At 71.1% G+C, this 25,397-nt stretch carries 17 protein-coding genes; 9 read left to right on the forward strand and 8 right to left on the reverse strand.

Going from position 1 to position 25,397, the window contains the following annotated elements:
- Positions 1-16: 16 nt before the first annotated feature.
- Together KYX17_RS32105 and putP are read left to right on the forward strand one after the other, a co-directional pair.
- Positions 17-2,767, forward strand: a complete 2,751-nt coding sequence (locus tag KYX17_RS32105) for a glycosyl hydrolase 53 family protein (protein WP_283818188.1) — start codon at positions 17-19, stop codon at positions 2,765-2,767.
- Between the two features lie 198 nt (positions 2,768-2,965).
- Positions 2,966-4,501 (forward strand): sodium/proline symporter PutP, encoded by a 1,536-nt coding sequence (gene putP, locus KYX17_RS20155; protein ID WP_243228942.1) that lies wholly within the window; start codon positions 2,966-2,968, stop codon positions 4,499-4,501.
- Between the two features lie 10 nt (positions 4,502-4,511).
- Here putP and KYX17_RS20160 read toward each other — a convergent pair whose 3' ends face one another.
- Positions 4,512-5,186: a rhamnogalacturonan acetylesterase gene (locus KYX17_RS20160; RefSeq protein ID WP_243228943.1), complete on the reverse strand. Its 675-nt coding sequence runs from the start codon at positions 5,184-5,186 to the stop codon at positions 4,512-4,514.
- A 143-nt stretch (positions 5,187-5,329) separates the two neighbouring features.
- On the opposite strand from KYX17_RS20160, the gene KYX17_RS20165 reads away from it, so the two are divergent.
- From KYX17_RS20165 to KYX17_RS20185, 5 genes are all read left to right on the forward strand, one after another.
- Positions 5,330-5,713, forward strand: a complete 384-nt coding sequence (locus KYX17_RS20165; protein ID WP_243228945.1) for a hypothetical protein — start codon at positions 5,330-5,332, stop codon at positions 5,711-5,713.
- A 62-nt stretch (positions 5,714-5,775) separates the two neighbouring features.
- Positions 5,776-8,604, forward strand: a complete 2,829-nt coding sequence (locus KYX17_RS20170) for an AAA family ATPase (RefSeq protein WP_243228947.1) — start codon at positions 5,776-5,778, stop codon at positions 8,602-8,604.
- A gap of 96 nt (positions 8,605-8,700) precedes the next feature.
- A complete protein-coding gene (locus KYX17_RS20175; RefSeq protein ID WP_243228949.1) occupies positions 8,701-9,561 on the forward strand; it encodes an ABC transporter ATP-binding protein in 861 nt (286 codons plus the stop codon).
- A gap of 8 nt (positions 9,562-9,569) precedes the next feature.
- Complete coding sequence (locus KYX17_RS20180) at positions 9,570-10,604, forward strand: iron-siderophore ABC transporter substrate-binding protein (protein ID WP_243228951.1); 1,035 nt, start codon at positions 9,570-9,572, stop codon at positions 10,602-10,604.
- Positions 10,601-12,652 carry an iron ABC transporter permease gene (locus KYX17_RS20185; RefSeq protein WP_308220920.1) on the forward strand — a complete coding sequence of 684 codons (2,052 nt, stop codon included), beginning with the start codon at positions 10,601-10,603 and terminating at the stop codon, positions 12,650-12,652. Before KYX17_RS20180 ends, KYX17_RS20185 begins: the two co-directional genes overlap by 4 nt.
- 366 nt (positions 12,653-13,018) lie before the next feature.
- On the opposite strand, the gene KYX17_RS20190 is transcribed toward KYX17_RS20185, so the two are convergent.
- From KYX17_RS20190 to KYX17_RS32110, 7 genes are read right to left on the reverse strand one after another with little or no spacing between them, the layout of a single operon-like run.
- Positions 13,019-13,690, reverse strand: coding sequence for a response regulator (locus KYX17_RS20190; RefSeq protein ID WP_243228953.1), 672 nt, complete (start codon positions 13,688-13,690; stop codon positions 13,019-13,021).
- Positions 13,687-16,209 carry an ATP-binding protein gene (locus KYX17_RS20195; RefSeq protein ID WP_243229215.1) on the reverse strand — a complete coding sequence of 841 codons (2,523 nt, stop codon included), beginning with the start codon at positions 16,207-16,209 and terminating at the stop codon, positions 13,687-13,689. Before KYX17_RS20195 ends, KYX17_RS20190 begins: the two co-directional genes overlap by 4 nt.
- Before the next feature lie 17 nt (positions 16,210-16,226).
- Positions 16,227-16,838 carry a potassium-transporting ATPase subunit KdpC gene (gene kdpC, locus KYX17_RS20200; RefSeq protein ID WP_243228955.1) on the reverse strand — a complete coding sequence of 204 codons (612 nt, stop codon included), beginning with the start codon at positions 16,836-16,838 and terminating at the stop codon, positions 16,227-16,229.
- A 20-nt stretch (positions 16,839-16,858) separates the two neighbouring features.
- A complete protein-coding gene (gene kdpB, locus KYX17_RS20205) occupies positions 16,859-19,000 on the reverse strand; it encodes a potassium-transporting ATPase subunit KdpB (protein ID WP_243228957.1) in 2,142 nt (713 codons plus the stop codon).
- Position 19,001: 1 nt separating this feature from the next.
- On the reverse strand, positions 19,002-20,681 hold the full coding sequence (kdpA, locus tag KYX17_RS20210) for a potassium-transporting ATPase subunit KdpA (protein ID WP_243228959.1): 1,680 nt from the start codon (positions 20,679-20,681) through the stop codon (positions 19,002-19,004).
- Complete coding sequence (locus tag KYX17_RS20215; protein ID WP_243228961.1) at positions 20,681-20,770, reverse strand: potassium-transporting ATPase subunit F; 90 nt, start codon at positions 20,768-20,770, stop codon at positions 20,681-20,683. The genes kdpA and KYX17_RS20215 overlap by 1 nt, the downstream gene beginning before the upstream one ends.
- Positions 20,767-20,895: a hypothetical protein gene (locus tag KYX17_RS32110; RefSeq protein ID WP_283818189.1), complete on the reverse strand. Its 129-nt coding sequence runs from the start codon at positions 20,893-20,895 to the stop codon at positions 20,767-20,769. The genes KYX17_RS20215 and KYX17_RS32110 overlap by 4 nt, the downstream gene beginning before the upstream one ends.
- Before the next feature lie 82 nt (positions 20,896-20,977).
- On the opposite strand from KYX17_RS32110, the gene KYX17_RS20220 reads away from it, so the two are divergent.
- The gene (locus KYX17_RS20220) at positions 20,978-22,084 is read left to right on the forward strand and encodes a VanZ family protein (protein WP_243228963.1); all 1,107 of its coding nucleotides are present in this window, start codon (positions 20,978-20,980) and stop codon (positions 22,082-22,084) included.
- A 167-nt stretch (positions 22,085-22,251) separates the two neighbouring features.
- Positions 22,252-25,359 carry a DUF11 domain-containing protein gene (locus KYX17_RS20225; RefSeq protein WP_243228965.1) on the forward strand — a complete coding sequence of 1,036 codons (3,108 nt, stop codon included), beginning with the start codon at positions 22,252-22,254 and terminating at the stop codon, positions 25,357-25,359.
- The last annotated feature ends 38 nt before the right edge of the window (positions 25,360-25,397 follow it).

Below are 25,397 nucleotides of genomic sequence, written 5' to 3' on the forward strand. Positions count from 1 at the left end.
CCGTCGAAAGGCCGTCATGCACCGTCGCACACGTTCCCTGCTCTCGGCGTCGCTCGTCGTCGCCACCGCTCTCGGCCTGATCGGCCTCGCCCCGTCAGCGGCGTCCGCTGCTTCGTCAGCGGCCGCCAGCGGACCGGTCGCGGCCTCGATCACCGTGCCGCGCGTCGAGAACCTCCCCGCGGAGTTCATCGGCGGCGTCGACGTCTCCTCCGTGCTCTCTCTCGAGGAGTCCGGCGTGGTCTTCCGCGACGCCCAGGGTACGGCCGGCGACCTGTTCGGCATCCTCGCGGACGCCGGTATCACCGATGTGCGCGTGCGGGTGTGGAACGACCCGTTCGACGCCGCGGGCAACGGCTACGGCGGCGGGAACGTGGACGTGGACCGTGCCGTCGAGATCGCGACGAGGGCGACGGATGCCGGGCTCGGCGTGCTCGTCGACTTCCACTACTCGGACTTCTGGGCCGACCCCGCCAAGCAGCAGGCCCCGAAGGCCTGGGCCGGGCTGGATGCCGAGGCGACTGCCGTCGAGGTCGGAGCGTTCACGCGCGACGCAGTGAAGCGCATGATCGAGGCGGGCGTCGACCTGCGGATGGTGCAGATCGGCAACGAGACGAACAACGGCGTGGCGGGCGTGACCGGATGGGACGACATGGCGGCGGTCTTCGCCGCCGGATCGGCCGCCGTCCGGGCGGAGGCTCCGGATGCTCTGGTCGCGCTGCACTTCACGAACCCCGAGCGGGCCGGCTTCTATGCGAACGTGGCGGCACAGCTGGACAGTCGGGACGTGGACTACGACGTCTTCGCCTCGTCCTACTACCCGTTCTGGCACGGTACGCCCGAGAACCTCACGGCCGTGCTCGCGCACGTCGCCGACACCTACGGCAAGCAGGTCATGGTGGCCGAGACGTCGTGGGCCTACACGCTCGAGGACGGCGACGGACACGGCAACGTGATCGATCTTCCCGCGGAGGCGACGCAGTACGCGCTCAGCGTCCAGGGCCAGGCCACCGCGATGCGCGATGTCGTGCAGGCGGTCGCGGACGTCGGAGACGCCGCGCTCGGCGTCTTCTACTGGGAACCGGCCTGGCTCCCCGTCGGCCCGCCGTCCGAGCTGGAGGCGAACCGCGTGCTGTGGGAGCGCGACGGCTCCGGCTGGGCGTCGAGCCACGCCGGCGAATACGATCCGCACGATGCCGGACAGTGGTTCGGCGGCTCGGCGTGGGACAACCAGGCGCTGTTCGCGTTCGACGGCACGGCATCGGATGCGCTGAACATCTTCTCGTACGTCCGCACCGGAGCCGTCTCGCCGCGTGAGGTCGAGTCCGTGGCTCCGGTCGCCCTGCGGCTCACCGAGGGAGCGGACGTCGTGCTGCCCGAGGAGGTCGAGGTCCGCTACACCGACGGCACCTCGGAGTGGCAGACGGTGACGTGGTCCGACGCGGTGCAGTACATCGAGGGCGTCGGAGAGTACGCGATCGCGGGGACGACGAGCGGCGGTCTCGACGCCTCCGCGACCGTCACGATCGTCGCGCGGAACCTCCTGGCCGATCCCGGCTTCGAAGACGCCGACGCGACCGCGTGGTCGACCTCGGGCACCGGACTGACGCTGCATTCGGGGGACGACCCGCACTCCGGAACCCGCTCGGCCCACTTCTTCGCGGATGCCGCCTACTCGTTCGAGCTGACCCAGACCGTAACGGGACTCGCGGAGGGAGCCTACGTCGCCAGGGCCGCGCTGCAGGGCGACGGCGAAGGCGAGGACGGGCGCGTGACGCTCGCGCTGTCGACGTCCGAGCTGGCCGCCGAGCCCGTCGCGTTCGGCCTCGACGGCTGGAGGGTGTGGTCCACGCCGACCACCCCGGCGGTGCAGGTGGGCGAGGACGGCACGGCGACCGTGCGGATCGCGGCGGACCTTCCGGCCGGCGCCTGGGGCACCCTGGACGACGTCGAACTGGTGCGGATGCCGGAGCCCGGTGCCGACACCACGCAGCTGAAGACGCAGCGGGATGCCGCGGCATCCGTCGATCCGGATGACTACGTCGAGTCGTCCACGGCGGGTCTCGCCGCATCGATCGCGCGCGCGGACATCGTGCTGAGCGCCTCATCGCCGAGCGCGGACGCGGTCGCCGGTGCTCTCGAGGCGCTCAACCGCGCGCTCGACGAACTGGTGCTGCGCGACGACGCGACCGCAGCGCCGGCGCGCGCGGTCCTCTCGCACGACAACGGCCACGACACCGGTCTGCGCGACGGCGACTACACCGTCACGATGAACCTGTGGTGGGGCGAGAACGCCACGAAACTGCGACTGTTCGAGAACGGCGCCCTGATCGCCACCGTGCCTCTGACGTACGACGGGCGGGCGGCGCAGACGGCGCGCATCGACGTGCGCGGCAGGTCGAACGGCGTCTACGAGTACACCGGGGAGCTCGTCAACTCCCGGGGCGCCACGGCGGTGAGGTCGGTGAGGGTCGAGGTGACGGATGCCGCGCCGGGAGCGCCGGTGCTCTCCGCGGACAACGGCGACGGCGACGGCGACTACACGGTCACCGCGAACCTGTGGTGGGGGACGAATGCGACCGCATACCGCCTGTACGAGGACGGCGAGCTGCTGACGGCGGGGGAGCTGGTGGCGGACACGCCGGCGGCGCAGCGCGTATCGGTGCCGCTCATCGGTCGCGCCGTCGGGACGCACACCTACACGGTCGAGTTCGTGAACGCGGCCGGGGTCACGGAGGGCAAGCCGCTCACGGTGCGCGTCCGGGGCTGAGCGGCGGGCGCTGCGGCATCCGCACGGCTGGATCCGGAGGATCCCGCGAGATCCGGACATCCGGCGGTAAAACGTCCGGATCTCGCGCGATTCTCCGGATCTCGGCGGAGACGCGGAGCGCGATCCGCCGGCGAGGGGGTGGTCCTCGGCATCCGCGGATGACAGGATCGGACCAACCGCACGACGGAAGGGACGACGATGTCCGACCAGGTGTTCATCTTCATCGCATTGGGCCTGTACTTCGCAGCGATGCTGCTCATCGGCTGGGTGGCCTTCCGGCGCACCGCCGACCACGAGGACTACATGCTCGGCGGCCGCAATCTGCCGCCGTGGGTGGCGGCCCTGAGCGCGGGAGCGTCCGACATGTCGGGCTGGCTGGTCATGGGTCTACCGGGCGCGATCTACCTGTCCGGGCTCATCGAGGCGTGGATCGCGATCGGCCTGACCATCGGGGCGTACCTGAACTGGCTGCTCGTCGCGCCGCGGCTGCGCGCCTACACCCAGGTCTCGCGCAACTCGATCACCGTGCCGAGTTTCTTCGAGAACCGGCTCCGTGACGGCTCGCGCCTGCTGCGCATCCTCGCGGGCCTCGTCATCCTGGTGTTCTTCACCCTCTACATCTCCTCGGGCATGGTCGCCGGGGGAGTGTTCTTCGAGAGCTCGTTCAACTCGGACTATCTGCTCGGCATGGCGCTCGTCGCCGGGGTCACGCTGCTGTACACGCTGTTCGGCGGGTTCCTGGGCGCCTCCTTCACGGACGTCGTGCAGGGACTCATGATGGTCGTCGCCCTCATCGTCGTGCCGATCGCCGCGGTGATCGCCGTCGGCGGCTTCGGCGAGGTGGGTGCCTACGTGGAGGAGCTCGCCCCCGACCACGTGTCCCTCATCGGCGGCACGGCCCTGACCGGAGGCACCGTCCTCGCGATCATCTCGTCGCTCGCCTGGGGACTGGGCTACTTCGGTCAGCCGCACATCATCGTCCGGTTCATGGCGCTGCGCAGCCCGCGCGAGGCGAAGAGCGCCCGCCGGATCGGGATGTCGTGGATGATCGTCTCGCTCGTCGGCGCCGTGTTCTCCGGTTTCGTCGGCATCGCGTACATGGCGCACCAGGGCATCGACCTGGCCAACCCCGAGACGGTCGTGCTCGTGATGTCGCAGACGCTGCTGCATCCGTTCGTCGCCGGACTGGTGCTCGCGGCCGTGCTCGCCGCGATCATGTCCACGATCTCGAGCCAGCTGATCGTGTGCTCCTCGGCGCTCGTCGAGGACCTCTACAAGGTCATGCGCAAGACCCCGCCGGACGGCAAGCGCATGGTGCTGCTGGGCCGCGCGGCCGTCCTCGTCGTGGCGATCGTGGCGGCGATCCTGGCGATCATCCCCGACGACACGATCCTCGGGCTCGTCTCGTTCGCATGGGCGGGATTCGGCGCGGCCTTCGGGCCGCTGATCCTGCTGAGCCTGTTCTGGCGGCGCCTGACGAACTGGGGCGCGCTGGCGGGCATGTTCGTCGGTGCCGCCGGGGTGTTCGTGTGGGACGCGGTCTGGCCGGAGATGTACGAGCTACTTCCGGCCTTCGTGTGCGCGACCGTCGCGGCCGTGGTGGTGAGCCTGTTCACGCATCGCGCCGATTCGGAGCGCCAACAGGAGATCCTTCAGGAGTTCAGCGACACCGGCGCCCTGCTGATCGTGAACGGGATCGGCCGCGGGGCGAGGGGCGACCGGCAGACTCCCTGACCGCGCCGGTTCAGTGCACGAGAGCGCCGCCGCGGGCGGGCAGGTCGCCGTCGAGCCGCTCGATCGCGCGCAGGGATGCCGCGACGAACGCCGCGATCTTCCGCGCTCCTTCGACGCGGAAATGGGTGTCGTCGACGAGTCCGTCCGGCCAAGCCGTCGTCTCGCCGGGGGCGTAGTGCGACAGCAGACGCGTGGATCCCTCCTCGCCGAGGTCCTCGTAGAGCCAAGTGGTGAAGACGCTCAGGTCGATCAGCGGGACGTCGAGCTCGTGGGCGAGGTCGCGCACCGCGTTCGGGTAGTCGCCGTGGGTGGGCACGACCCGACCGTCGTCGAACCACCGCCGCGCGCACGAGGTGCAGAGCACGGCCGAGGCGCCCCGCTCGCGGACGTCGGACACGAAGCGGCGCAGCCGCTCCTGGTAGCCGCCGCGGGAGGCGAGCAGGTCGGGATTCTTCTGGTCGTTGTGCCCGAACTGGATGACGACCGTGTCGCCGGGGCGCACGTCGGTGAGGAGGCGATCCCACGAGCCTGTGGCGATGAACGACTCGGTCGTCGCGCCCCCGAAGGCGTGGTTGCGTGTCGGGCGCCCTGAAGCCTCTTCGAGGAACTGGCCCCAACCGGTGAGCGGGGTCTCGTGCGGCTTCATGGGCGCGACGGTCGAGTCGCCGGCGAGGTGGTAGGTCACGGGGAGAGTCTGGCACGGGAAACGCTTTCCCGCGAGGGGAGCTGAGGTCCTCGCCGGAACGGACGCTGGAAATAGGGCATTCGCCCGATGCCGGACGGGTGCCTTAGAGCGGAGCGTGGAGACATCCCAATCGAGGAGTCACCATGTACGAGCCCTTCCTCATGATCACCACTCTGGTCGACGACCGCGCCCGCCTCGACCGCGAGATCGAGCGCCGCCGGGCCGTCCTCGAGCGCCTGGACGCGCAGTCGGCGCCGCGTCGCGGCTGGTTCGCCCGGCTGCGGAGGACGCGCTCGGTGCCCGCAGGTGTCGCGGCCGCGGGCGACGACCCCGCATCCGCACCGCGTGCCCGCACGGCGGACGGCGCCGCGGTCGCGCCGGCCCCGCCCGGAGTCCACGGTCCCGACCGGAGCAGGTCGGAGCCGGAGCGGGGCAGCGGTCACGTCTCCGCGGCAACGATGCCGGTCGCGCCGGCCACCGCCGCAGGCGACAGCCCCGCCGACCTGCTCGCGGCGCCCGTCCGGTGACGCCGGACGCCGGCGTGACGGATCGGGCCGCCGATGTCCGTGGAGAGTGGCACGATGAGGACATGCCACTCGCCACGCCCGCATCGGCGATGGTCGGCCGCGACGCCGATCTCGCCGACCTGGTGCGCGCGTTCGACCGCGCCGTCGGCGGCGAACCGGCGGCGATGCTCGTCGAGGGCGAAGCCGGCATCGGCAAGTCGCGGCTGCTGCGAGAGTTCGAGGCGTCGGCTGGAACGCGGGCCGATGTGCACGTCGGGTGGTTCCTCGACCTCGGCTCCGTGCGCACGCCGTTCGGGCCGCTGATCGGAATCCTGCGCTCGCTCGTCTCGGTGCTGGGACCCGAGGAGGCACTCGCGGCGGTCGGCGCCGGGCGTGAGGCGCTGCGGATGCTGCTGCCCGAACTCGCCACCGAGGAGATCCGCCGCGAGCGGACGAGCCCCGAGGCGCTGCGCGACGCGATCGCGACACTCATCGAGGCCGCCGCGGTGCGCCGGCCGCAGATCATCGTGGTCGAGGATCTGCACTGGGCCGACGACTCGACGCTCGCGCTGCTGAACTTCCTGCTGCGCACGATCGATCACGGGCGCATCCTCTTCGTGCTCACGTGTCGCAGCGAGGACGTCCGTCGCGGCGACGCGACGAGCCGGTTCATCGCCGAGGTCACGCGCGCGCGGCTCGTCGAGCGCCTGCCGCTGCGGCGGCTGGATGCCGAGACCTCACGACTTCTCGCCGAGCAGCTGTCCGGCCGCCCGCTGAGCGACGCCGCGCTCGAGCGCATGCACGAGCGCGCCGAGGGCGTGCCGTTCTTCATCGAGGAGCTGGCCTGCTGCTCGGAGGCGCCGCTGCCCGAGGGGCTGACCGGCCTGCTGCTCACCCGCTTCGACCGACTCGGCGATGACGCCCGCGCGGTCGTGAGGCTCGCCTCCGGAGCCGAGCGCGCGCTGTCCCACCCGCTGCTTGCGCGACTGAGCGGTCTCGACGACGTCCGTCTCGACGCCGCCATCCGCGAGGCGACGGTGGGCGGCATCCTCGTCGTGGACGATGAACACTATCGCTTCCGTCACGCGCTGCTGCGCGAGGCCGTGCACGATGACCTGCTGCCCGGTGAACGGGCCCGGCTGCACCGCTCGTTCGCTGAGGCGCTCGAAGAGCACGGCAGCCGCAACCACGCCGCTCTCGCCTATCACTGGCGTCTGGCTCAGGATCCGCGGCGCGCCCTGGCCGCCGCCGTCGCCGCCATGCGGCAGGCCAAGGCGGGCTACGCGTTCGCGAGCGCCGCCCGGTTCGGTGAACTGGTGCTCGAGTTGTGGGAGCAGGTGCCCGACGCCGCGGAGGCCGCAGGCATCGGCCGGGTCCCGCTGCTCGTGATGCTGGGATCGATCCTGCGCAACGCGGGCGACGACGAACGCGCGCTGGCGGTCGCGCGGCTCGGGCTCGACGAGCTCGACGAGTCGACCGTCGACCCCGTACAGCACGTCCGGCTGGTGCGCGACCATGCGCAGTTCCTCGCGAACCTCGGCCGCCCGGGGCCGCTCGAGGACTACGAACGCGCGCTCGCCCTGCTCGACGCGCACGGCATCGCGGACGGCCACCTGCGGGCGACGGTCCTCAACGGCATCGCGAGCCGTCACATGCTGGCGGGCCGCTCGACCGCGTCGGTCATCGCGGCCACGGCGGCCGAACGGGCTGCGGCGTCCGCAGGCGATGAGAGCGAGCGTTCGATCGCGCTGAATCTCCGGGCCTGCTCGCTCATGCTGCTGGGCGAAGTGGGTTTCGGGCAGCAGGCGTTCGACGCCGCCCAGGGCCTCGGTCGCGACGGACGTGCCGGAGTGCAGTTCCGAGTGAACTACTCGGACTCGCTGACGCTGCGCGGTCACTACACCGAGGCGCTGCGCGTCGCCGAGGACGGCCTGCAGCGCGTGAGAGAACTGGGGGTGCTGCGCAGCTCGGGCGGCGTGCTCACGCAGAACATGGTCGAGCCGCTGCTCGCGCTCGGCGACATCGGCCGGGCAGAGCGCATGCTCGCGACCGTCCCCGACCGGCACATCGTGCAACGTTCCGGGCTGTACCTGTCGACCTCCCGCATCCGTGCCCTGGCGTGGCGGGGGCGCGTCGAGGAGGCCGAGCAGATCCGTGCCGAGTGGATGCCGGCGCTCCTGCGGGCCGCGCCGCTCGAGCGACAGGTCTGGTACTACGCCGTCGAGGCCGACTTCGCTCTCGCCGTCGCCACGGGCGACTGGACAGGAGCGGCCGAGGTCATCCGCGCGATGGTCGACGATGACGGCGTCGCCCTGGCGAACGGACGTCGGCTTCTGCTCGAGGGGGCGTGGGCGGTCGCCGAGGCGCGGGCCGCGGGTGCGCCGGCGGACGCCGCAGCCGCCGCCATCCGCCGCGCGTGGGATGCGCAGCCGGACGCGCTGCGCGATCCCGACTGGACGGTCGTGATCGGCGCGCTCCTCGACGGTCGGGCGGACGCCCTGGAACAGGCGCGGATCGCCACGGACGCCGCCGACATGCCCGCGATCCTGCGCGTCGCGGTCCTCCTGGAGTCCGCGAGGGCGCTGCTGGCGCAAGGCGACCGCGCCACGGCCTCCCGTCGGCTGTCGGATGCCGAGGCCATCGCGGCCGAGATCGGACACGACCGGCTCCAGCGCTCCGCGACCGAGCTCGCCGGTCGCGTGAGCGCGCACGGCGCCGCGGGGGAGGACTCCGAGCTGACCGCGCGCGAGCGCCAGGTGCTGGAGCTCGTCGCGGAAGGGATGAGCAATCGGCAGATCGGCGAGCGGCTGTTCATCAGCACGAAGACCGCGAGCGTGCACGTCTCGGCGATTCTGCGCAAACTCGGCGTCGCCACCCGCACCGAAGCCGCCCTGGTCCTCGCGCACCGCTGACGCGTCGTCCTGCCCCGACGTTCCGCGCTCTCGCGCTGAGTGAGCGCGGACAGCGGGCTTGGCGTGCCCAGCGTCAATAGGTTAGGCTCTCCTAACGTGACTTCACCCGAAACCCGCAGCCCCGCCACCGCACTGCGCGGCGAGAACCTGGCCCTCGGGTATCGCAAGGACCGCGTCGTCCACGACGTCTCCCTGCAGCTGCGACCCGGTGCGGTCACGGCGCTCATCGGTCCCAACGGCAGCGGCAAGTCCACGGTGCTCCGCTCGCTCGCCCGGCTCCACCCGGTCGATGCCGGCACCGTCCACGTCGGCGACGCCGAGTCGCGCACTCTCCACGCCCGCGAGTTCGCCCGCACGGTCGCCATGCTGTCGCAGTCCCGGCCGCACCCGTCCGGTCTCGAGATCCGCGATGTCGTCGCGTTCGGACGCCACCCGCACCGCGGCCGCTTCTCCGGGGTGTCCGATGCGGATCGCGCCGCCATCGACGCCGCTCTGGCACTGACCGGACTGTCCGACATGGCGCATCGCGCGGTCGACGAGCTGTCGGGCGGCGAACTGCAGCGCGTCTGGCTGGCGACCTGCCTCGCTCAGGACACCGGCATCCTGCTCCTCGACGAGCCGACCAACCACCTGGATCTGCGCTACCAGATCGAGACGCTCGAGCTCGTGCGCGACCTCGCCGATCGCGGCACTGCGCTCGGTGTCGTGCTGCACGACCTCGACCACGCCGCCGCCGTGGCCGACGAGGTCGTGCTCATCCACCGCGGCCGCGTGCGCGCCGCGGGTTCCCCGGAAGACGTGCTCACCTCCGAGAACCTCTCCGAGGCCTACGGACTGCGCATCGACACCGTCGTCGACGCCGAGACAGGCCACGTCCGCGTGTACCCGCGCGGGCGCCACCAAGAGCGGCGTCGCCGGGCATCCGATGCCGTCGTCGTCGCCGCCCCGACGATGTGAACAGAGGAATGATGAAGAAGGCTCCCCTCGCGTCCCTCGCGGCGCTCGGCGTCCTCGCGATCGCGCTGTCCGGCTGCGGCACCACAGAGGTCGCACCCCAGGACTCCGCGGCTCCCGAGACCGTCGCCAGCGCCGACTGCTCGACCGACGAGACGACGACCTCGACCGACCCGGTCACCCTGACCGACGACTACGGCCGCACCGTCGAGCTCGACAAGCCGGCCGAGCGCGTCGCCGTGCTCGAATGGCAGCAGATCGAGGACACCCTCACGCTCTGCGTCACCCCCGTCGCCGTCGCGGACGCCGAGGGCTACTCGACGTGGGACACCGCCGAGGTGCTTCCCGAGGGCGTCGTCGACGTGGGCACGCGCCAGGAGCCGAACCTCGAGGCGCTGTTCGCCACCGACCCCGACTTGGTGATCGTCGAGGCGTCCAGCGCTGATGACGAGGTCATCGGCCAGCTCGAGGCGTACGGCGTTCCCGTGCTCGCGACCATCGGCGCCGACGCCGCCGACCCGATCGCGAAGATGCTCGCCACGTTCGACCTCATCGCCCAGGCCACCGGGCGCGAGGAGCGCGCGGAGGTCGTCAAGGACGAATTCGACGCCTACCTCGCCGACGCCAAGGGCGCGCTGGCCGACGCCGACCTCCCGACGACCGACTTCGTGTTCTTCGACGGATGGGTCGACGGCGGCAACGTGGCCATCCGTCCGTTCGGCCAGGGCTCGCTCATCGGCGAGCTCGGCGAGGAGCTGGGCCTCACCAATGCGTGGACCGGCGAGGTCGACGCGGCCTACGGCCTCGGCCAGACCGACATCGAGGGCATGCTCGCGGTCGGAGAGGCGAACCTCCTGCACACCGGCACGGAGGAGGAGGCCGAAGACGGCTTCATGGCCGCGCTGGAGAGCAACCCCGTCTGGGAGTCGATCCCGGCCGTCGCCGAGGACCGCGTCTACAGCTTCCCGACCGGCATCTGGACCTTCGGCGGCCCGCGCTCGGCCCAGCAGATCATCGACGCGTACGTCGCGGCTCTGAGCCAGTGACCCTCGCCGAGACGCGCGGCACCCCGGTGGAGGCGGTCGCCGCCCCTGGTCGGCGCGCCGCGCGTCTCGGGCCCGTCGCGGCGCTGATCGCGCTCGCCGTCCTGCTCGTCCTCGTGTCGCTGTGGCACCTGACCCAGGGGACCAGCGGCACTGTCTTCGCCGATGAGACCGTCCTGTGGGGCTCGCGCATCCCGCGGCTCGCGGCGGGCGTCACCGTGGGCATCGCGCTCGGCGTCGCCGGGACCCTGCTGCAGTCCCTCTCGCGCAACTCGCTCGCCTCGCCGGATACGCTCGGCGTCACGGCCGGCTCCTACCTCGCCGTGACCGTCGTCGCGGCGTTCGGCATCGCGGTGCCGACGTGGGCGTCCGGGACTGTGGCGTTCGCCGGCGGGCTCGTCGGCGCCGTGATCGTCCTCGGACTCGCCGGCGGTGCGGCATCCTCGACCACCCGGCTCGTCCTCGCCGGCTCGGCCCTCGCGATGGCCTTCCAGGCGGGGACCTCGACGCTTCTCATCCTGTTCTCCGAGGAGACCGACGGCCTGCTGGCCTGGGGGAGCGGATCGCTCACACAGCTCAACCTGGATGCCTTCCTGCAGGCGGCACCGGTCGTGGCGCTCGTGCTGGCGATCGCCATCCTCATGGGGCGGCGGTTCGACGTGCTCGCCCTGGGCGATGACACCGCCTCGTCGCTGGGCGTGCCGATCCGGTCGACCCGCGCGGTCGGCATCCTCTTCGCGGTGGCGCTCACCGCGGTCTCGGTGACCCTTGCCGGGCCCCTCGGATTCGTCGGATTGTGCGCGCCGGTGCTCGCGCGCCTGCTCACGCGCGTGATCCCGGGGCTCACCCGCCACGTCTTCCTCCTCCCCGCCTCCGGGCTGATCGGCGCGCTGGTCGTGATCCTCGCGGATGCCGTCCTGCGCGCGATCCTCGGTGCGGAAGCGGCGATCAGCATCCCGACCGGTGTCGCGACGACGCTTCTCGGGGCGGTCATCCTCGTCCTCATGGCTCGCCGACTGCGGGATGCCGGTCCCACCCGGGAGCCCCCGAAGGTGCGCTTCGGGGTGCGCAGCAGCAGGCGCTACTGGATCGTCCTCGTGCTGTCGTCCGTGGGGGTGGCGGGGATCGTCGTCGCCGGGCTCCTGCTCGGCACCAGCCTGCTGCGGACGGGGGACGTCGCGCTCTGGCTGCAGGGCGAGGCCCCGCCGCAGATCGCGTTCGCGCTGTCCGAGCGTGCTCCGCGCATCGCGGCGGCGGTGTGCGCGGGGGCGGCGCTGGCGCTGTCGGGCGCGCTCATCCAGGCCGTCAGCCGGAACCCGCTCGCCGACCCCGGCATCCTCGGCGTCACGGGAGGCGCTGGCCTCGGAGCCGTGATCGTCGTGACCAGCGCTGTCGCGTCGACGGCCGGGATGATCGTCGCCGCGGTCGTGGGGGCGCTGCTGGCGTTCGCTCTCGTGTACCTGCTCGCGTGGCGTCGCGGGCTCAACGCCGACCGCTTCATTCTCATCGGCATCGGCGTCTCGTACGGAACGGTCGCGCTCACGACGTTCGTGCTGCTGCGCGCCAACCCGTGGGACACGCCGAAGATCTACACGTGGCTGTCGGGCACGACGTACGGACGCGTCTGGGAGCAGATCATCCCGATCGCCGTCGTCCTGCTGATCGCGATCCCGCTGGCGTTCGCGCTGCGGCGGGAGGAGGACGTTCTGGCCCTCGACGAGGACACGCCGCGACTGGTCGGGATCGGACTCGAGCGCACGCGGCTCGTACTTCTCGTGACGGCCGCGGTGCTCGCCGCGCTCAGCGTGACGGCGGTCGGCGTGATCGGGTTCGTCGGTCTCGTCGCTCCGCACGCCGCTCGAGCCCTGGTGGGCGCTAGGCACGCGCGGGTCCTCCCGGTCTCCGTGCTGCTGGGCGCCCTGCTCGTGGGGGCGGCGGACACGATCGGTCGCACGGTCATCGCCCCGGAGCAGCTGCCGGCGGGTCTCGTGGTCGCGCTGCTGGGGGCGCCGTACTTCGTCTGGCTGCTCTGGCGCTCGCGCGACGCCTGACGCTCCCCGCTCGTTGCGCTCCGCTCGCTCGTTGAGCGAGGAGGCCGCAGCCGCGTCCCTCTGAGGCTCGTCGGTGAGACCGCGTTTCGACTCGCTTCGCTCGCTCAACGAGCGAGGGAGGGGTGCGCTCAACGAGCGGGGGGTGGGGCGGACTCCTTTCGTTCGTTGAGCGAGGACGGCGGAGCCGCCCGAGTCGAAACGGGTGAGGGGCTGAGGTTCTGCGGTGGGACCGCGTTTCGACTCGCTCCGCTCGCTCAACGAACGGGGGAGGGGTGCGCTCAACGAACGAGGGCGGGGGCCCAACGAGCGAGGATGGGGGCTCGCTCAACGAGCGAGGGAGGGGGCTCGCTCAACGAGCGGGTTGGGTTACAGCACGAGGCGGTAGCCCATGCCGGACTCGGTGAGCAGATGCGCGGGGGAACCGGGCTCCCGCTCGAGCTTCCGGCGCAGCTGCGACATGTACAGCCGCAGATATCCCGAGTCCGAGACCTGCTCGCTGCCCCAGATCTCCTTGAGCAGCTCCTGCCGGGTCACGAGCACTCCCGGATGCCGGGACAGATGCTCCAGCATCCGCCACTCGGTCGGGGTGAGGTGCACGCGCTCGCCGTCGCGGGTCACCGCCTTGGCCGAAAGGTCCACCACGACGTCGCCGAACGAGACCGTGGCCTCTCCGCCCGTCGGGACCGATCGACGCGACAGCGCGCGCAGCCGCGCGAGCAGCTCATCGATCTGGAACGGCTTGGTGACGTAGTCGTCGGCCCCGGCATCCAGCGCCTCGACCTTGTCCGCCGATCCGGTCCGCCCGGACACCACGATGATCGGCGCGTTCGTCCAACCGCGCAGCGCGTGGATCACCTCGATGCCGTCCAGCCGTGGCATCCCGAGGTCCAGCAGGATGATGTCCGGATGCGTCTGCGCCGCGGCGGTGATCGCGGCCGCACCGTCGGGAGCGGCGACGACGTCGTACCCGTGCGCGGCCAGGGTGATCCGCAGCGCGCGCACGAGCTGCGGATCGTCGTCGGCGATGAGCAGCTTCACTCCGCGTCCTCCTCCGCGTCGGCCGGGACGGCCAGGGGCAGGGACACCACCATCGTCAGGCCGCCGCCGGGGGTGTCCTCCGGCGTGAGCGTACCCGCCATCCCCTCGGTGAAGCCGCGCGACAGGGCGAGTCCGAGCCCGAGTCCGGTGGTGTTGTCGACGTCGCCGAGGCGCTGGAACGGCTGGAACATGCCGTCCTGACGGTCGGCGGGCACTCCAGGGCCGCGGTCGACGATCCGGATCTCCGCGCGATCGCCGAGCCTGCTCGTCGAGACGAGGACCCGGGAGCCCGGCGGAGAGTGACGCAGCGCGTTGGCCAGCAGGTTCACGAGCACGCGCTGCAGCAGCACCGGATCGGCCCGCAACGGCGGCAGCTCCGCGTCCAGGGCGAGCTCGACGTCCTCGGGACCGAGGGAGAGCTCGTCGAGCGCGGCCAGGACGCCGCCGGCCGCATCCACCTGCGTCGCGGAGACGGCCAGCACCCCGGCCTGGACGCGGGTGACGTCGAGCAGATCCGTGACCAGCGTCGACAGCGTGGTCAGGCTCTCATCGGCCGTCGCGAGGAGCTCGGCCCGATCGTCCGCCGACAGGGATCCGGCGGCACGCAACCCTCCGACCGCGGCGACGGCGGCCGCGAGAGGGCGCCTCAGATCGTGACTGAGCGCCGAGAGCAGGGCGCTGCGCACCTGATCGGTCTCGGCCAGCGCCTCGGCCTCGCGCGCTGTCGCGCTGAGGTCGGTGTGCTCGATCGCGGCCGACAGCTGCGCGACGATGACGTCGAGCAGCCGGCGCGCGGCGCCGTCGAGCGGGTCCCCGTGCAGCTCCAGGACGGCGCGCGGGCCGCCGTCCGCCGCGGATCCCACCGGGATCGTCGTGGAGCGGCCGTCGCGCAGCGGCTCGCCGTCCCGCGCGATGACAGTTCCGTCCGCGGCGAGCAGGCGCACTCCGCTGAGGCCGAACGCCTCGCGCGCACGGCTGACCAAGGCGAGGGCCGCGCTGTCGCCGCGCAGCACGTTGCCGGCCACCGTGGCCAGCAGTTCGGCCTCGGCTGTCGCGCGACGCGCGGTGCGCGCCTCGCGGGCTGCCCGGTCGACGATGAGGCTCACGAGCACCGCGATGATCACGTACAGTCCCAGGGCGATCGCGTGCAGCGGGTGCGCCACGGTCACGGTGTACAGCGGGGCTACGAAGAGGAAGTCCAGCGTGACGCCGGACAGCACCGCCGAGAAGACGGCGGGGCGCAGTCCGCCGATCAGGGCGACCACGACGACCAGCAATTGGTACGACAGCACCTCGGACGTGATCGACTCGGGACTGCGCAGCGAGAACAGCAGCCACGACAGCAGCGGCCCCGCGATGAGCGCGACCGCGAATCCCAGCACCTGGCGCCGCCACCCCAGCGCTCCGCCGGTGATGCGCGGGAGCGCAGGACGCCCTCCTGCGGCTGCGTGCGTGACGATGTGCACGTCGATGTCGCCGGAGCGGCGGATCACCTCCGTGCCCACCCCGGGACCGGTCAGCGCGGTGAGCAGGCGTCCGCGCCGGCTCACGCCGATGACGAGCTGGGTGGCGTCGACGCTGTGCGCGAAGTCGACCAGGGCTTCCGGGATGTCGTCGGACACGATCTGGTGATAGCTGCCGCCGAGCGACTCCACGAGCGACCGCTGCGCCGCCAGGGCCCCCGGAGCCTCTCGGCGCAATCCGTCCTGCGCCGAGACGTGCGCCGCGAGCAGCTCGCCGCCGGCCGATCGTGCCGCGATCCGCGCTCCGCGGCGCAGCAGCGTCTCGCCCTCCGGCCCGCCGGTGAGGGCAACGACAACGCGCTCGCGCGCCTGCCAGCTGCCCTGGATGCCCTTCTCGGCGCGGTAGCTGCGCAGTGCGCTGTCGACCTCGTCCGCCAGCCACAGCAGGGCGAGCTCGCGCAGCGCCGTCAGGTTGCCGAGCCGGAAGTAGTTGGACAGCGCCGCGTCGATGCGCTCGGCGGGGTAGACGAGTCCGGCCGACAGGCGATCGCGCAGCGTCTGCGGGGCGAGGTCCACCACCTCGATCTCGTCGGCGCCGCGCACCACGGCATCCGGGATCGTCTCCTGCTGGGCGATTCCGGTGATCTTCTCGACGACGGCGTTCAGCGACTCGATGTGCTGGACGTTCACGGTCGTGATGACATCGATCCCGGCATCCAGCAGCTCATCGACGTCCTGCCAGCGCTTGGTGTTGCGCGAGCCGGGCGCATTGGTGTGGGCGAACTCGTCGACGAGGGCGAGTTCGGGCGCGCGGGCGAGGACGGCGTCGACGTCCATCTCGGTGAGCTCGACGCCGCGGTGCCGCTCGACGCGGCGCGGCACGCACTCGAGATCAGCGACCTGCGCTTCGGTGGCGGCGCGCCCGTGCGTCTCCACGACGGCGACGACCACGTCCGCGCCGTCCTGGCGCAGACGATTCCCCTCGGCGAGCATCTCGTAGGTCTTGCCGACGCCGGGGGCCGCCCCGAGCAGGACCCGGAGGCGGCCGCGACGCACCGCGCGCTCTGGCGTCATCAGCCCTCCCGCTGGTCGAGTGCGAGATTCAGTTCCACGACGTTGATGCGCTCCTCGCCGAGGAACCCCAGGTCCCGCCCTTGAATCCTAGACTCCACGAGGGCGCGGATCTCCTCCTCGGACGCATCGCGCTCCTCGGCGATCCGCGGCACCTGCAGCAGCGCGTACGCGACGCTGATGTGCGGGTCGAGACCGGACCCCGAGGCCGTGACGGCGTCGGCGGGCACGGCATCCGGATCCACGCCCTCGCGCGCCGCGATCTCGTTGCGGCGCTCGTCGATCGCGGCGACGAGGTCCGGGTTCTCGGGTCCCAGGTTGCTGCCGCTCGACGCGCGGGCGTCGTACCCGTCGCCGGCGGCGGAGGGGCGGGGCTGGAAGTACTCCGGCAGCGCCTCGCCGTCCGCGTCCGTGTACGCCTGGCCGATCAGGGCGCTGCCGACGACGGTGCCCTGATCGTCCGCGACGGGAGACCCGTTCGCCTGCCACGGCATCAGCACCTGCCCGAGGCCGGTGATGACGAGCGTGTAGCCGACGCCGAGCACGAGGGTGAGCACGAGCATCGCGCGGACGGCGACGCCGGCCGTGCGGGCGGTGGTGCGGAACTGCGACATGGGATGCCTTTCGGGGAGGTTCAGAAGCCGGGGATGAGGCTGACGACGAGGTCGATGAGCTTGATGCCGAGGAACGGGGCGATCGCTCCGCCGACGCCGTAGACGAGCAGGTTGCGCTGCAGGATCCGCGCCGCGCTCGCCGGCCGGTACCGCACACCGCGCAGGGCGAGCGGGATGAGGAAGACGATCACGACCGCGTTGAACACGATGGCGCTGGTGACGGCGGACGCCGGGGAGTGCAGCTGCATGATGTTCAGCGCCGCGAGCCCAGGGAACACGCCCATGAACATCGCAGGGATGATCGCGAAGTACTTCGCGATGTCGTTCGCGAGCGAGAAGGTCGTCAGGGCCCCGCGCGTGATCAGCAGCTGCTTGCCGATGCGGACGATGTCGATGAGCTTGGTCGGGTCCGAGTCGAGGTCGACCATGTTGCCGGCCTCCTTGGCGGCCGAGGTCCCGGTGTTCATCGCGACGCCGACGTCGGCCTGAGCGAGCGCGGGAGCGTCGTTCGTGCCGTCGCCGGTCATGGCGACGAGACGGCCGCCCGACTGCTCCTTGCGGATGAGTGCGAGCTTGTCCTCCGGGGTCGCCTCGGCGAGATAGTCGTCGACGCCGGCCTCCTTCGCGATCGCGGCGGCGGTCAGCGGGTTGTCCCCCGTGATCATCACCGTTCGGATGCCCATCGAGCGCAGTTCGTCGAAGCGCTCGCGCAGACCGTCCTTGACGATGTCCTTCAGGTGCACGACGCCCAGAATCCGTCCGTCCCCGGTGGCGGTGCGGACGGCGACCACCAGCGGGGTTCCGCCGCTCAGCGCGACGCCGTCGACGAGGCCCGTGAGCTCGGCATCCGCCGCTTCGCGCCCCAGCCACGCCGTCACGGCGGAGCCGGCGCCCTTGCGGATCTCGGTGCCGTCGGCGAGATCCAGCCCGCTCATCCTGGTCTGCGCCGTGAACGGGACGACGACGGCTCCGTCTGGGGTGGTGACGTGGATGCCGCGTGCGCCGGCCAGCTCGACGATCGACGCTCCCTCCGGGGTCGGGTCGGCGAGCGAGGACAGCGCGGCCGTGCGCAGCAGCTCCTCGGCCCCGACACCGGCGAGAGGCAGGACGTCGTCGGCACGACGGTTGCCGTAGGTGATGGTCCCGGTCTTGTCGAGCAGCAGGGTCGTGACGTCGCCGGCCGCCTCGACCGCGCGTCCGGACATGGCGAGCACGTTGCGCTGCACCAGCCGGTCCATTCCCGCGATCCCGATGGCGGAGAGCAGGGCGCCGATCGTGGTGGGGATGAGGCAGACGAGCAGCGCGATGAGCACGGGGATGCTGACCGGCGAGGCCGCGTAGGACGCGATCGGATTCAGCGTCATCACCACGAGCACGAACACGATCGACAGGCTCGCGAGCAGGATGTTCAGGGCGATCTCGTTGGGGGTGCGCTGACGGTTCGCGCCCTCGACGAGCGCGATCATCCGATCGACGAACGTCTCGCCCGGCTTCGAGGTGATGCGCACGACGATCCGGTCGGACAGCACGCGCGTGCCGCCGGTGACCGCGCTGCGGTCGCCGCCGGACTCGCGGATCACCGGAGCGCTCTCGCCCGTGATCGCCGACTCGTCGACCGTCGCGATCCCTGCCAGGATGTCGCCGTCCCCGGGGATCAGCTCCCCGGCCTCGACGATGACGACGTCGTCGCGGAGCAGGTCGGCGGAGGAGACCTCGACGGTCGTGACGCGTTCCGCCGCGGCATCCGTCTGCGGATCGTACGCGGTGACGCGCCGGGCGAGCGTCGACGTGCGGGTCCGGCGCAGGGTGGCCGCCTGGGCCTTGCCCCGCCCCTCGGCGACCGACTCGGCCAGGTTCGCGAACACCACCGTCAGCCACAGCCATGCGGCGATGCCCCACGTGAAGCCGGCGGGTACCGGCGTGCCTCCGGACTCGCCCGGTCCGCCGAGGAACGGCTCGGCGATCGCGAGCACCGTCGTGAACGCGGCCCCGACCCACACGAGCAGCATGACGGGGTTGCGGACCAGCGCGGCCGGGTTGAGCCTGCGCAGCGCACCGGGGAGGGCGTGGACGAGCGGGCCCCAGCCGAACGAGCGACGAGGGGAGGAGGGGACGGATGCCGCGGCATCCTGCATCTCGGGTTCTTCGGTCATGAGTGCCATGTCAGACGAGTCCTTCGGCGAGGGGTCCCAGGGTGAGGACCGGGAAATAGGTCAGTGCGGTGATGACGACGGCGACGATCGACAGGAGGCCGACGAACTGCGGGCGATGCGTGGGCAGCGTCCCCGTGGTCGCCGGGACGCGCTCCTGGGCGGCGAGGGATCCCGCCAGCGCCAGCACCAGGACGATCGGGATGAAGCGCCCGAGCAGCATCGCGATGCCGAGCGCCGTGTTGAACCACGGGGTGTTCGCCGTCAGCCCGGCGAACGCCGATCCGTTGTTGTTCGCCGCCGAGGTGAAGGCGTAGAGCACCTCGCTCATGCCGTGCACGCCGGGATTCAGGATGCTGGTGCCGGTGACGTCGTCGCGGATGCCGGGGATGGCGAAGCTCGCCGCGGTGCCGAGCAGCACGAGGGCGGGGGTGACGAGGATGTACAGGCTGGCGAGCGTGATCTCGCGCGGGCCGATGCGCTTGCCGAGGTACTCGGGCGTGCGTCCCACGAGCAGGCCGCCGATGAAGACGGCGATGATCGCGAGCACGAGCATCCCGTAGAGCCCCGACCCGACGCCGCCGGGGGCGACCTCGCCGAGCATCATGTTCAGCATCGGCATCATGCCGCCCAGCGCCGTGTAGGAGTCGTGCATCGAGTTCACGGCGCCCGTGGAGGTCAGCGTCGAGGCGCTGCCGAACAGCGTCGAGCCGAGGATTCCGAAACGCTGCTCCTTGCCCTCCATGGCGGCTCCGGCGAGCTCGGGAGCGCTGCCCCGTCCGGCGAGTTCGAGGGCGGAGAGCGTGAACGTCGACACGAGGAAGATGGCGCCCATGACGGCGGCGATCGCGTAGCCCTGCCGGTGATCGCCCACCATGCGCCCGAACGCCTGTGGCAGGGAGAACGGGATGCACAGGATGAGGACGATCTCGAGGAGGTTCGTCCAGCCTGCGGGATTCTCGAAGGGATGCGCGGAATTGGCGTTGAAGAAGCCGCCGCCGTTGGTGCCGAGGAGCTTGATCGCCTCCTGCGAGGCCACCGGACCGCCCGGGAGGACCTGCCCGGAGCCGGTGACCGTCGTGATCTCGGTGAGGCCGGCGAAGTTCTGCACGACGCCGCCGGCGATGAGGGCGAGCGCGCTGAGCGCGGCCATCGGCAGCAGGATGCGTCCGAGCCCGCGGATCAGGTCGACCCAGAAGTTGCCGATCGTGGCCGAGCCTCGGCGGGCGAAACAGCGGATCAGCGCGACCGCGACGGCGAGCCCGACGGCCGCGGAAACGAAGTTCTGCACGGTGAGGCCGGCGAGCTGCACCGTGTAGCCCATGGTCTGCTCCGGGGAGTACGACTGCCAGTTGGTGTTGGCGACGAACGACGCCGCGGTGTTGAACGCCAGCCCCTCCGGGACGGCCGGGAGACCGAGCGACTGCGGGAGGAGGGCCTGGAACCGCTGCAGGGCGTAGACGAGGAGCAGGCCCGCGGCCGAGAAGATCAGCACGCTGCGGCCGTAGGCGCGCGAGGTCTGCTCCGACCCGGGGTCGACGCCGATGAGCCGATACGCCCCGCGTTCGACGCGCAGGTCCCGCGGCGACGAGTACGCCCGCGCGATGTAGTCGCCGAGCGGGCGGTACAGCAGCACGAGGACCGCGATGAGCGTGGCGGCCTGGAGCACGCCGAACCAGATCGTCGCGGTCATCAGAACCGCTCCGGTGCGACGAGGGCGACGACCAGGTAGACGACGGCCGCGACCGCGAGGGCGAGAGCGGCGATCTCGAAGACGATCATGCGCGCTCCACCCCCTTCGCGATGAGGGCGACGAGGGCGAAGAGCGCGAGAGTCAGCGCGATGTGGATGATGTCGAGCACGTCTCGATGCAACCCGCTCCCACTGCGCCGCACGTCGATCCTCACGCTTTCCCTACGCCGGGGCGCCGGACCCATGCGCGATGCTGACGGTCAGCGCGCGTCCGAGGCGTCTGGATAGGATCGCGAGGTGCCAGGGACCACCGCCTCCGCGATCGTCGCGATCCTCCTCGGCGTCGTCGTCGGCTTCGTGCTGTTCGTGCCGTTCGTCTCCCTCAGTTACCGCCGTCGGGGTCATCTCAGCCCCGGGCGACTGCTCGTGTGGGCCTCCGCGCTGGTGTACTTCTGGGCGATCTGGACGTACACGCTCCTGCCGCTGCCCTCCGGGCGCCGGATCGAGGTGTGCGCGGGGCGCGAGCTGGACCCGCTCGCGCTTCTGCGCGAGGTCCGCGACCTCCGGCCGCTGCTCGGTCAGGGCACGGCCCTGCTCGCCGACCCGACCTTCCTGCAGATCGCGCTCAACGTCGTCCTGTTCATCCCGCTCGGCTTCTTCCTCCGCGTGCTCGGCGGCCGCGGGATCGTCGTGGCGCTGCTGGCCGGCTTCGGCGTCTCGCTCGTGATCGAGACCACCCAGCTCACCGGCGTGTGGGGCATCTACTCGTGCGCGTACCGGGTGTTCGACGACGGGGACCTGATGACGAACACCGCCGGCGCTGCGATCGGGTCGGTCCTGGCGCTCATGGTCCCGCGCCGCCTGCGCGGCCTCGCGGTCGCTCCGGATGCCGGACGGCCCCGCCCCGTCACCCGGGCGCGCCGGCTGCTGGCGATGGCGTGCGACGGCATCGCGTTTCTCCTGGTCTCGGCGAGCGTGGACGTCATGGTGACGGCGGCGCGCGTGATCCTCGCCGGCGGATGGGAGCTGTCGGCGATGCGCCGGGTCGCGGTCCCCGTCGTCGAGGGCGCCGGGGCCTCGGGGGCGGGCACGCTCGTCGCCGCGGCGATCTGGCTCGTCGTGATCCTCGCCACGGGGCGCTCACCGGGCGACTCGGCCGTGCAGCTGCAGTACCGAGGCGGGCCCGTTCCGCATCCGTTGGCGCGGCTGCTGCGCTGGCTGGCCGGCATCGCGGGGATCGCCGTGCTGGGACTGGTCTGGGGTCTGCTCACCCCGATCCTCGCGTTCGTCAGCGTGTTCATGGTCCTCATCACCCGGTCCGGGCGCGGCCTGCCCGGGCTGGTGTCGGCTCAGGAGCTCACCGATGCGAGGGCGGATGCCGGGGCATCCGTCCCACGATCGTGACCCGCTGGCGGGGCGAGGTTATTTCCACGATCCGTCGGAAGAGTGCGCATGTGGGTGTCGCCAATATGTCGGTTTTCCTGTTAACTGGCTGAGCGTTGCCTCGGGTGTGCCCCATGCGAACCCTGGACGCGCATCATTCCACTGTCACGTGTTCCGGAGGGGGAACCATGTCCAGTAATCGTCGAGCGCGCCTGCGCTCGTGGTCCCGGCGACGATCGCCAGGCCGCTCCATCATCGCCGCTCTCGGCGTCGCCGCCCTGGCAGGCGCTTCGCTGTTGAGCGTTACGACCGCCGCCCAGGCAGAACCGGGGACTCCGGGGGTTCCTCAGGCGAACACTGTGGTCTTCGAGGAGGACTTCGAGAACGGCCCCGGCACGACCCCGCAGCTTCTGAGCGCCTACACCGGGGCGAACGGGCAGACCTACACCGCTGATGCGGTGTGGCTGACAGCCTGCAACGGCACCATCGTCAACTTCGCCATCCCCTTCACCGACCTGGGGAACTGCGCTTCTGCAGGTAACTCCTCGAACCTGCGGCAGCTGGCCTACGCCCTGGGCGTGCACGGCGGCGCCGGCGATCCCAACACCAACGACGTCGTCGCGGCGTACACCGAAGGCAACCCCGGCGCCGGCGCGATCGAGTTCCAGACGGTCGACAACATCGCGCTCGCGTCGGCCTCCGGCCGGTTCCTGACCTTCAGCGTCGACACCGCTGCGGTGAACTGCCAGGTGTCCGCGCCGCAGTACCAGTTCTCCTTCCTGGACGACGAGGGGGCGGCGACGAACGTGGGAGGCGTGCTGAACGCCTGCTCGTCGGGCACCACCGTCACCGCGCCGGCGGTCGGGGCGCTCCCGACGCGTGCTGTGAGCGTCGGGACCTATACGTCGAACGGTTCGGTGCTGTTCGACGGCTCCAGCCTCGGAATCCGCATGACGAACGCGAACGGCTCGGGCACCGGTAACGACGCGGCCTTCGACAACATCCGCATCCTCGACGTCACGCCGCAGCTGGACAAGTCCTTCAGCCCGGCCTCCCTCGTCGCGGAGGAGGTCTCCACTCTCACCCTGACCGTCACGAACACCGATGATCTGGCCGCGAAGAACGGGTGGTCCTTCGTGGATGAGCTCCCGACCGGCCTGACCATCGCTGACGGCTCAGCCGCCACCACGTGCCCTGCCGGCGTCGTGGATGCCCCTGTCGGCGGCACGACGATCACGGCCTCCGGCGACCTGACGGCAGGCATGGAATCCTGCACCGTCACCGTGAACGTCACGTCGCCCGTCGCCGGCACGTTCACGAACGGCCCGGACAACATCACGAGCACGGGCCTGAACGACCCGGCGGACACCACCGTCGAGTTCGTCGAGCAGGAGCCGGCGATCCGCGTCGTCAAGTCGGCGACGCCGACGTCCGAGGAGGAGTTCGTCCTCGGGCAGAACGTCACATATTCGTTCGTCGTGACGAACACGGGAAATGTGACGCTGACGGATGTCGTGGTGTCGGAGGGTGAGTTCTCCGGTACGGGCGAACTGTCGGATGTCGTGTGTCCGGTGGGTGCGTCTTCCCTGGCTCCGGGTGCGTCGGTTACGTGCACGGCGACGTATGAGGTGACGCAGGAGGATGTCGACGCGGGGTCGATCACGAACGCGGCGACCGCCACGGGCACGCCGCCGAACGGCGAACCACCGGTCTCTCCCGAGTCCGAAGTGACGATTCCCTCCGAGGAGCCCGCTCCGGCGCTGACGATCGACAAGGAAGCGGATGTCGAGACGATCACGGCTGCGGGCGAGACGATCGAGTATTCGTTCCTGGTGACGAACACGGGGAACGTGACGCTGACGGATGTCGTGGTGTCGGAGGGTGAGTTCTCCGGTACGGGCGAGCTGTCGGATGTCGTGTGTCCGGCGGGTGCGTCTTCTCTGGCTCCGGGTGCGTCGGTGACGTGCACGGCGACGTATGACCTGACGCAGGAGGATGTGGATGCCGGTTCGATCACGAACGCGGCGACCGCGACGGGCACCCCGCCGAACCCGGTGACGCCGCCTCCGGTCTCCCCGTCGGACGAGGTCACCGTGGATGTCCCGGCTGCGCCGGCGCTGACGATCGACAAGGAAGCGGATGTCGAGACGATCACGGCTGCGGGCGAGACGATCGAGTATTCGTTCCTGGTGACGAACACGGGGAACGTGACGCTGACGGATGTCGTGGTGTCGGAGGGTGAGTTCTCCGGTACGGGCGAGCTGTCGGATGTCGTGTGTCCGGCGGGTGCGTCTTCTCTGGCTCCGGGTGCGTCGGTGACGTGCACGGCGACGTATGACGTGACGCAGGAGGATGTGGATGCCGGTTCGATCACGAACGCGGCGACCGCGACGGGCACCCCGCCGAACCCGGTGACGCCGCCTCCGGTCTCCCCGTCGGACGACGTGACCGTGGACATTCCGGCGAACCCGGCGATCACGGTCGTCAAGTCGGCCGACGAGGCCGCGCACGCGGACATCGCGGTCGGGCAGGAGATCACGTACTCCTTCCTGGTCACGAACACCGGCAACGTGACCCTGGCGGATGTCGTGGTGACGGAGGGCGAGTTCTCCGGCGCCGGCGACCTGTCCGAGATCGTCTGCCCGGACGACGCGTCGCGCCTCGCTCCCGCAGGCCAGATCACCTGCACGGCCACGTACACCGTCGTCCAGGCTGACGTCGACGCCGGGACGGTGACGAACACGGCCACCGCGACCGGAACTCCGCCGACCGGCGAAGCGCCGGTCTCGCCGGAGTCCGAGGTCACGGTTCCGAGCGTTCCCGCCCCCGGCCTGGACGTCGTGAAGACGGCGAGCGTCGAGCGCGCGAACACCGTCGGGCAGTCGATCACGTACTCGTTCCTCGTGACGAACACAGGCAACCTCACCCTCAGCGACATCACTGTCGACGAGGAGGAGTTCACGGGAACGGGTGCACTGTCCGCGATCGCGTGCCCGGCAGGAGCGGAATCGCTCGCGCCCGGTGCACAGGTGACCTGCACGGCCACCTACACCGTGACTCAGGCCGATCTGGACGCGGGATCGATCAGCAACACGGCGACGGCGGGTGGCCTGACTCCCGGCGGCGAGCCGTTCGCGTCGGACCCGTCGACGGTCACGGTGGACACGCCGGGGACTCCGCTGGCGACCACCGGTGGTGACCTCGCGTGGGGCATCGCGGCGACCGGCATGCTGCTGCTCGTCGGCGGCGGCGCGCTCCTGGTCGTGCGGCGACGCCGCGCGATGTTCAGCGACTGAACGGCGCTGACCTGAGATGAGGCGCCCCCGCGCTGCGA

Source organism: Microbacterium sp. CIAB417 (assembly GCF_022788845.1).

Coding starts and splice junctions, on each gene's coding strand:
- kdpB (WP_243228957.1), bottom strand. CDS start 19,000: ATGGCACTCATGACCGAAGAACCCGAGATGCAGGATGCCGCGGCATCC.
- kdpA (WP_243228959.1), bottom strand. CDS start 20,681: ATGACCGCGACGATCTGGTTCGGCGTGCTCCAGGCCGCCACGCTCATC.
- KYX17_RS32105 (WP_283818188.1), top strand. CDS start 17: ATGCACCGTCGCACACGTTCCCTGCTCTCGGCGTCGCTCGTCGTCGCC.
- KYX17_RS20225 (WP_243228965.1), top strand. CDS start 22,252: ATGTCCAGTAATCGTCGAGCGCGCCTGCGCTCGTGGTCCCGGCGACGA.
- putP (WP_243228942.1), top strand. CDS start 2,966: ATGTCCGACCAGGTGTTCATCTTCATCGCATTGGGCCTGTACTTCGCA.
- kdpC (WP_243228955.1), bottom strand. CDS start 16,838: ATGTCGCAGTTCCGCACCACCGCCCGCACGGCCGGCGTCGCCGTCCGC.
- KYX17_RS20180 (WP_243228951.1), top strand. CDS start 9,570: ATGATGAAGAAGGCTCCCCTCGCGTCCCTCGCGGCGCTCGGCGTCCTC.
- KYX17_RS20215 (WP_243228961.1), bottom strand. CDS start 20,770: ATGATCGTCTTCGAGATCGCCGCTCTCGCCCTCGCGGTCGCGGCCGTC.
- KYX17_RS20170 (WP_243228947.1), top strand. CDS start 5,776: ATGCCACTCGCCACGCCCGCATCGGCGATGGTCGGCCGCGACGCCGAT.
- KYX17_RS20165 (WP_243228945.1), top strand. CDS start 5,330: ATGTACGAGCCCTTCCTCATGATCACCACTCTGGTCGACGACCGCGCC.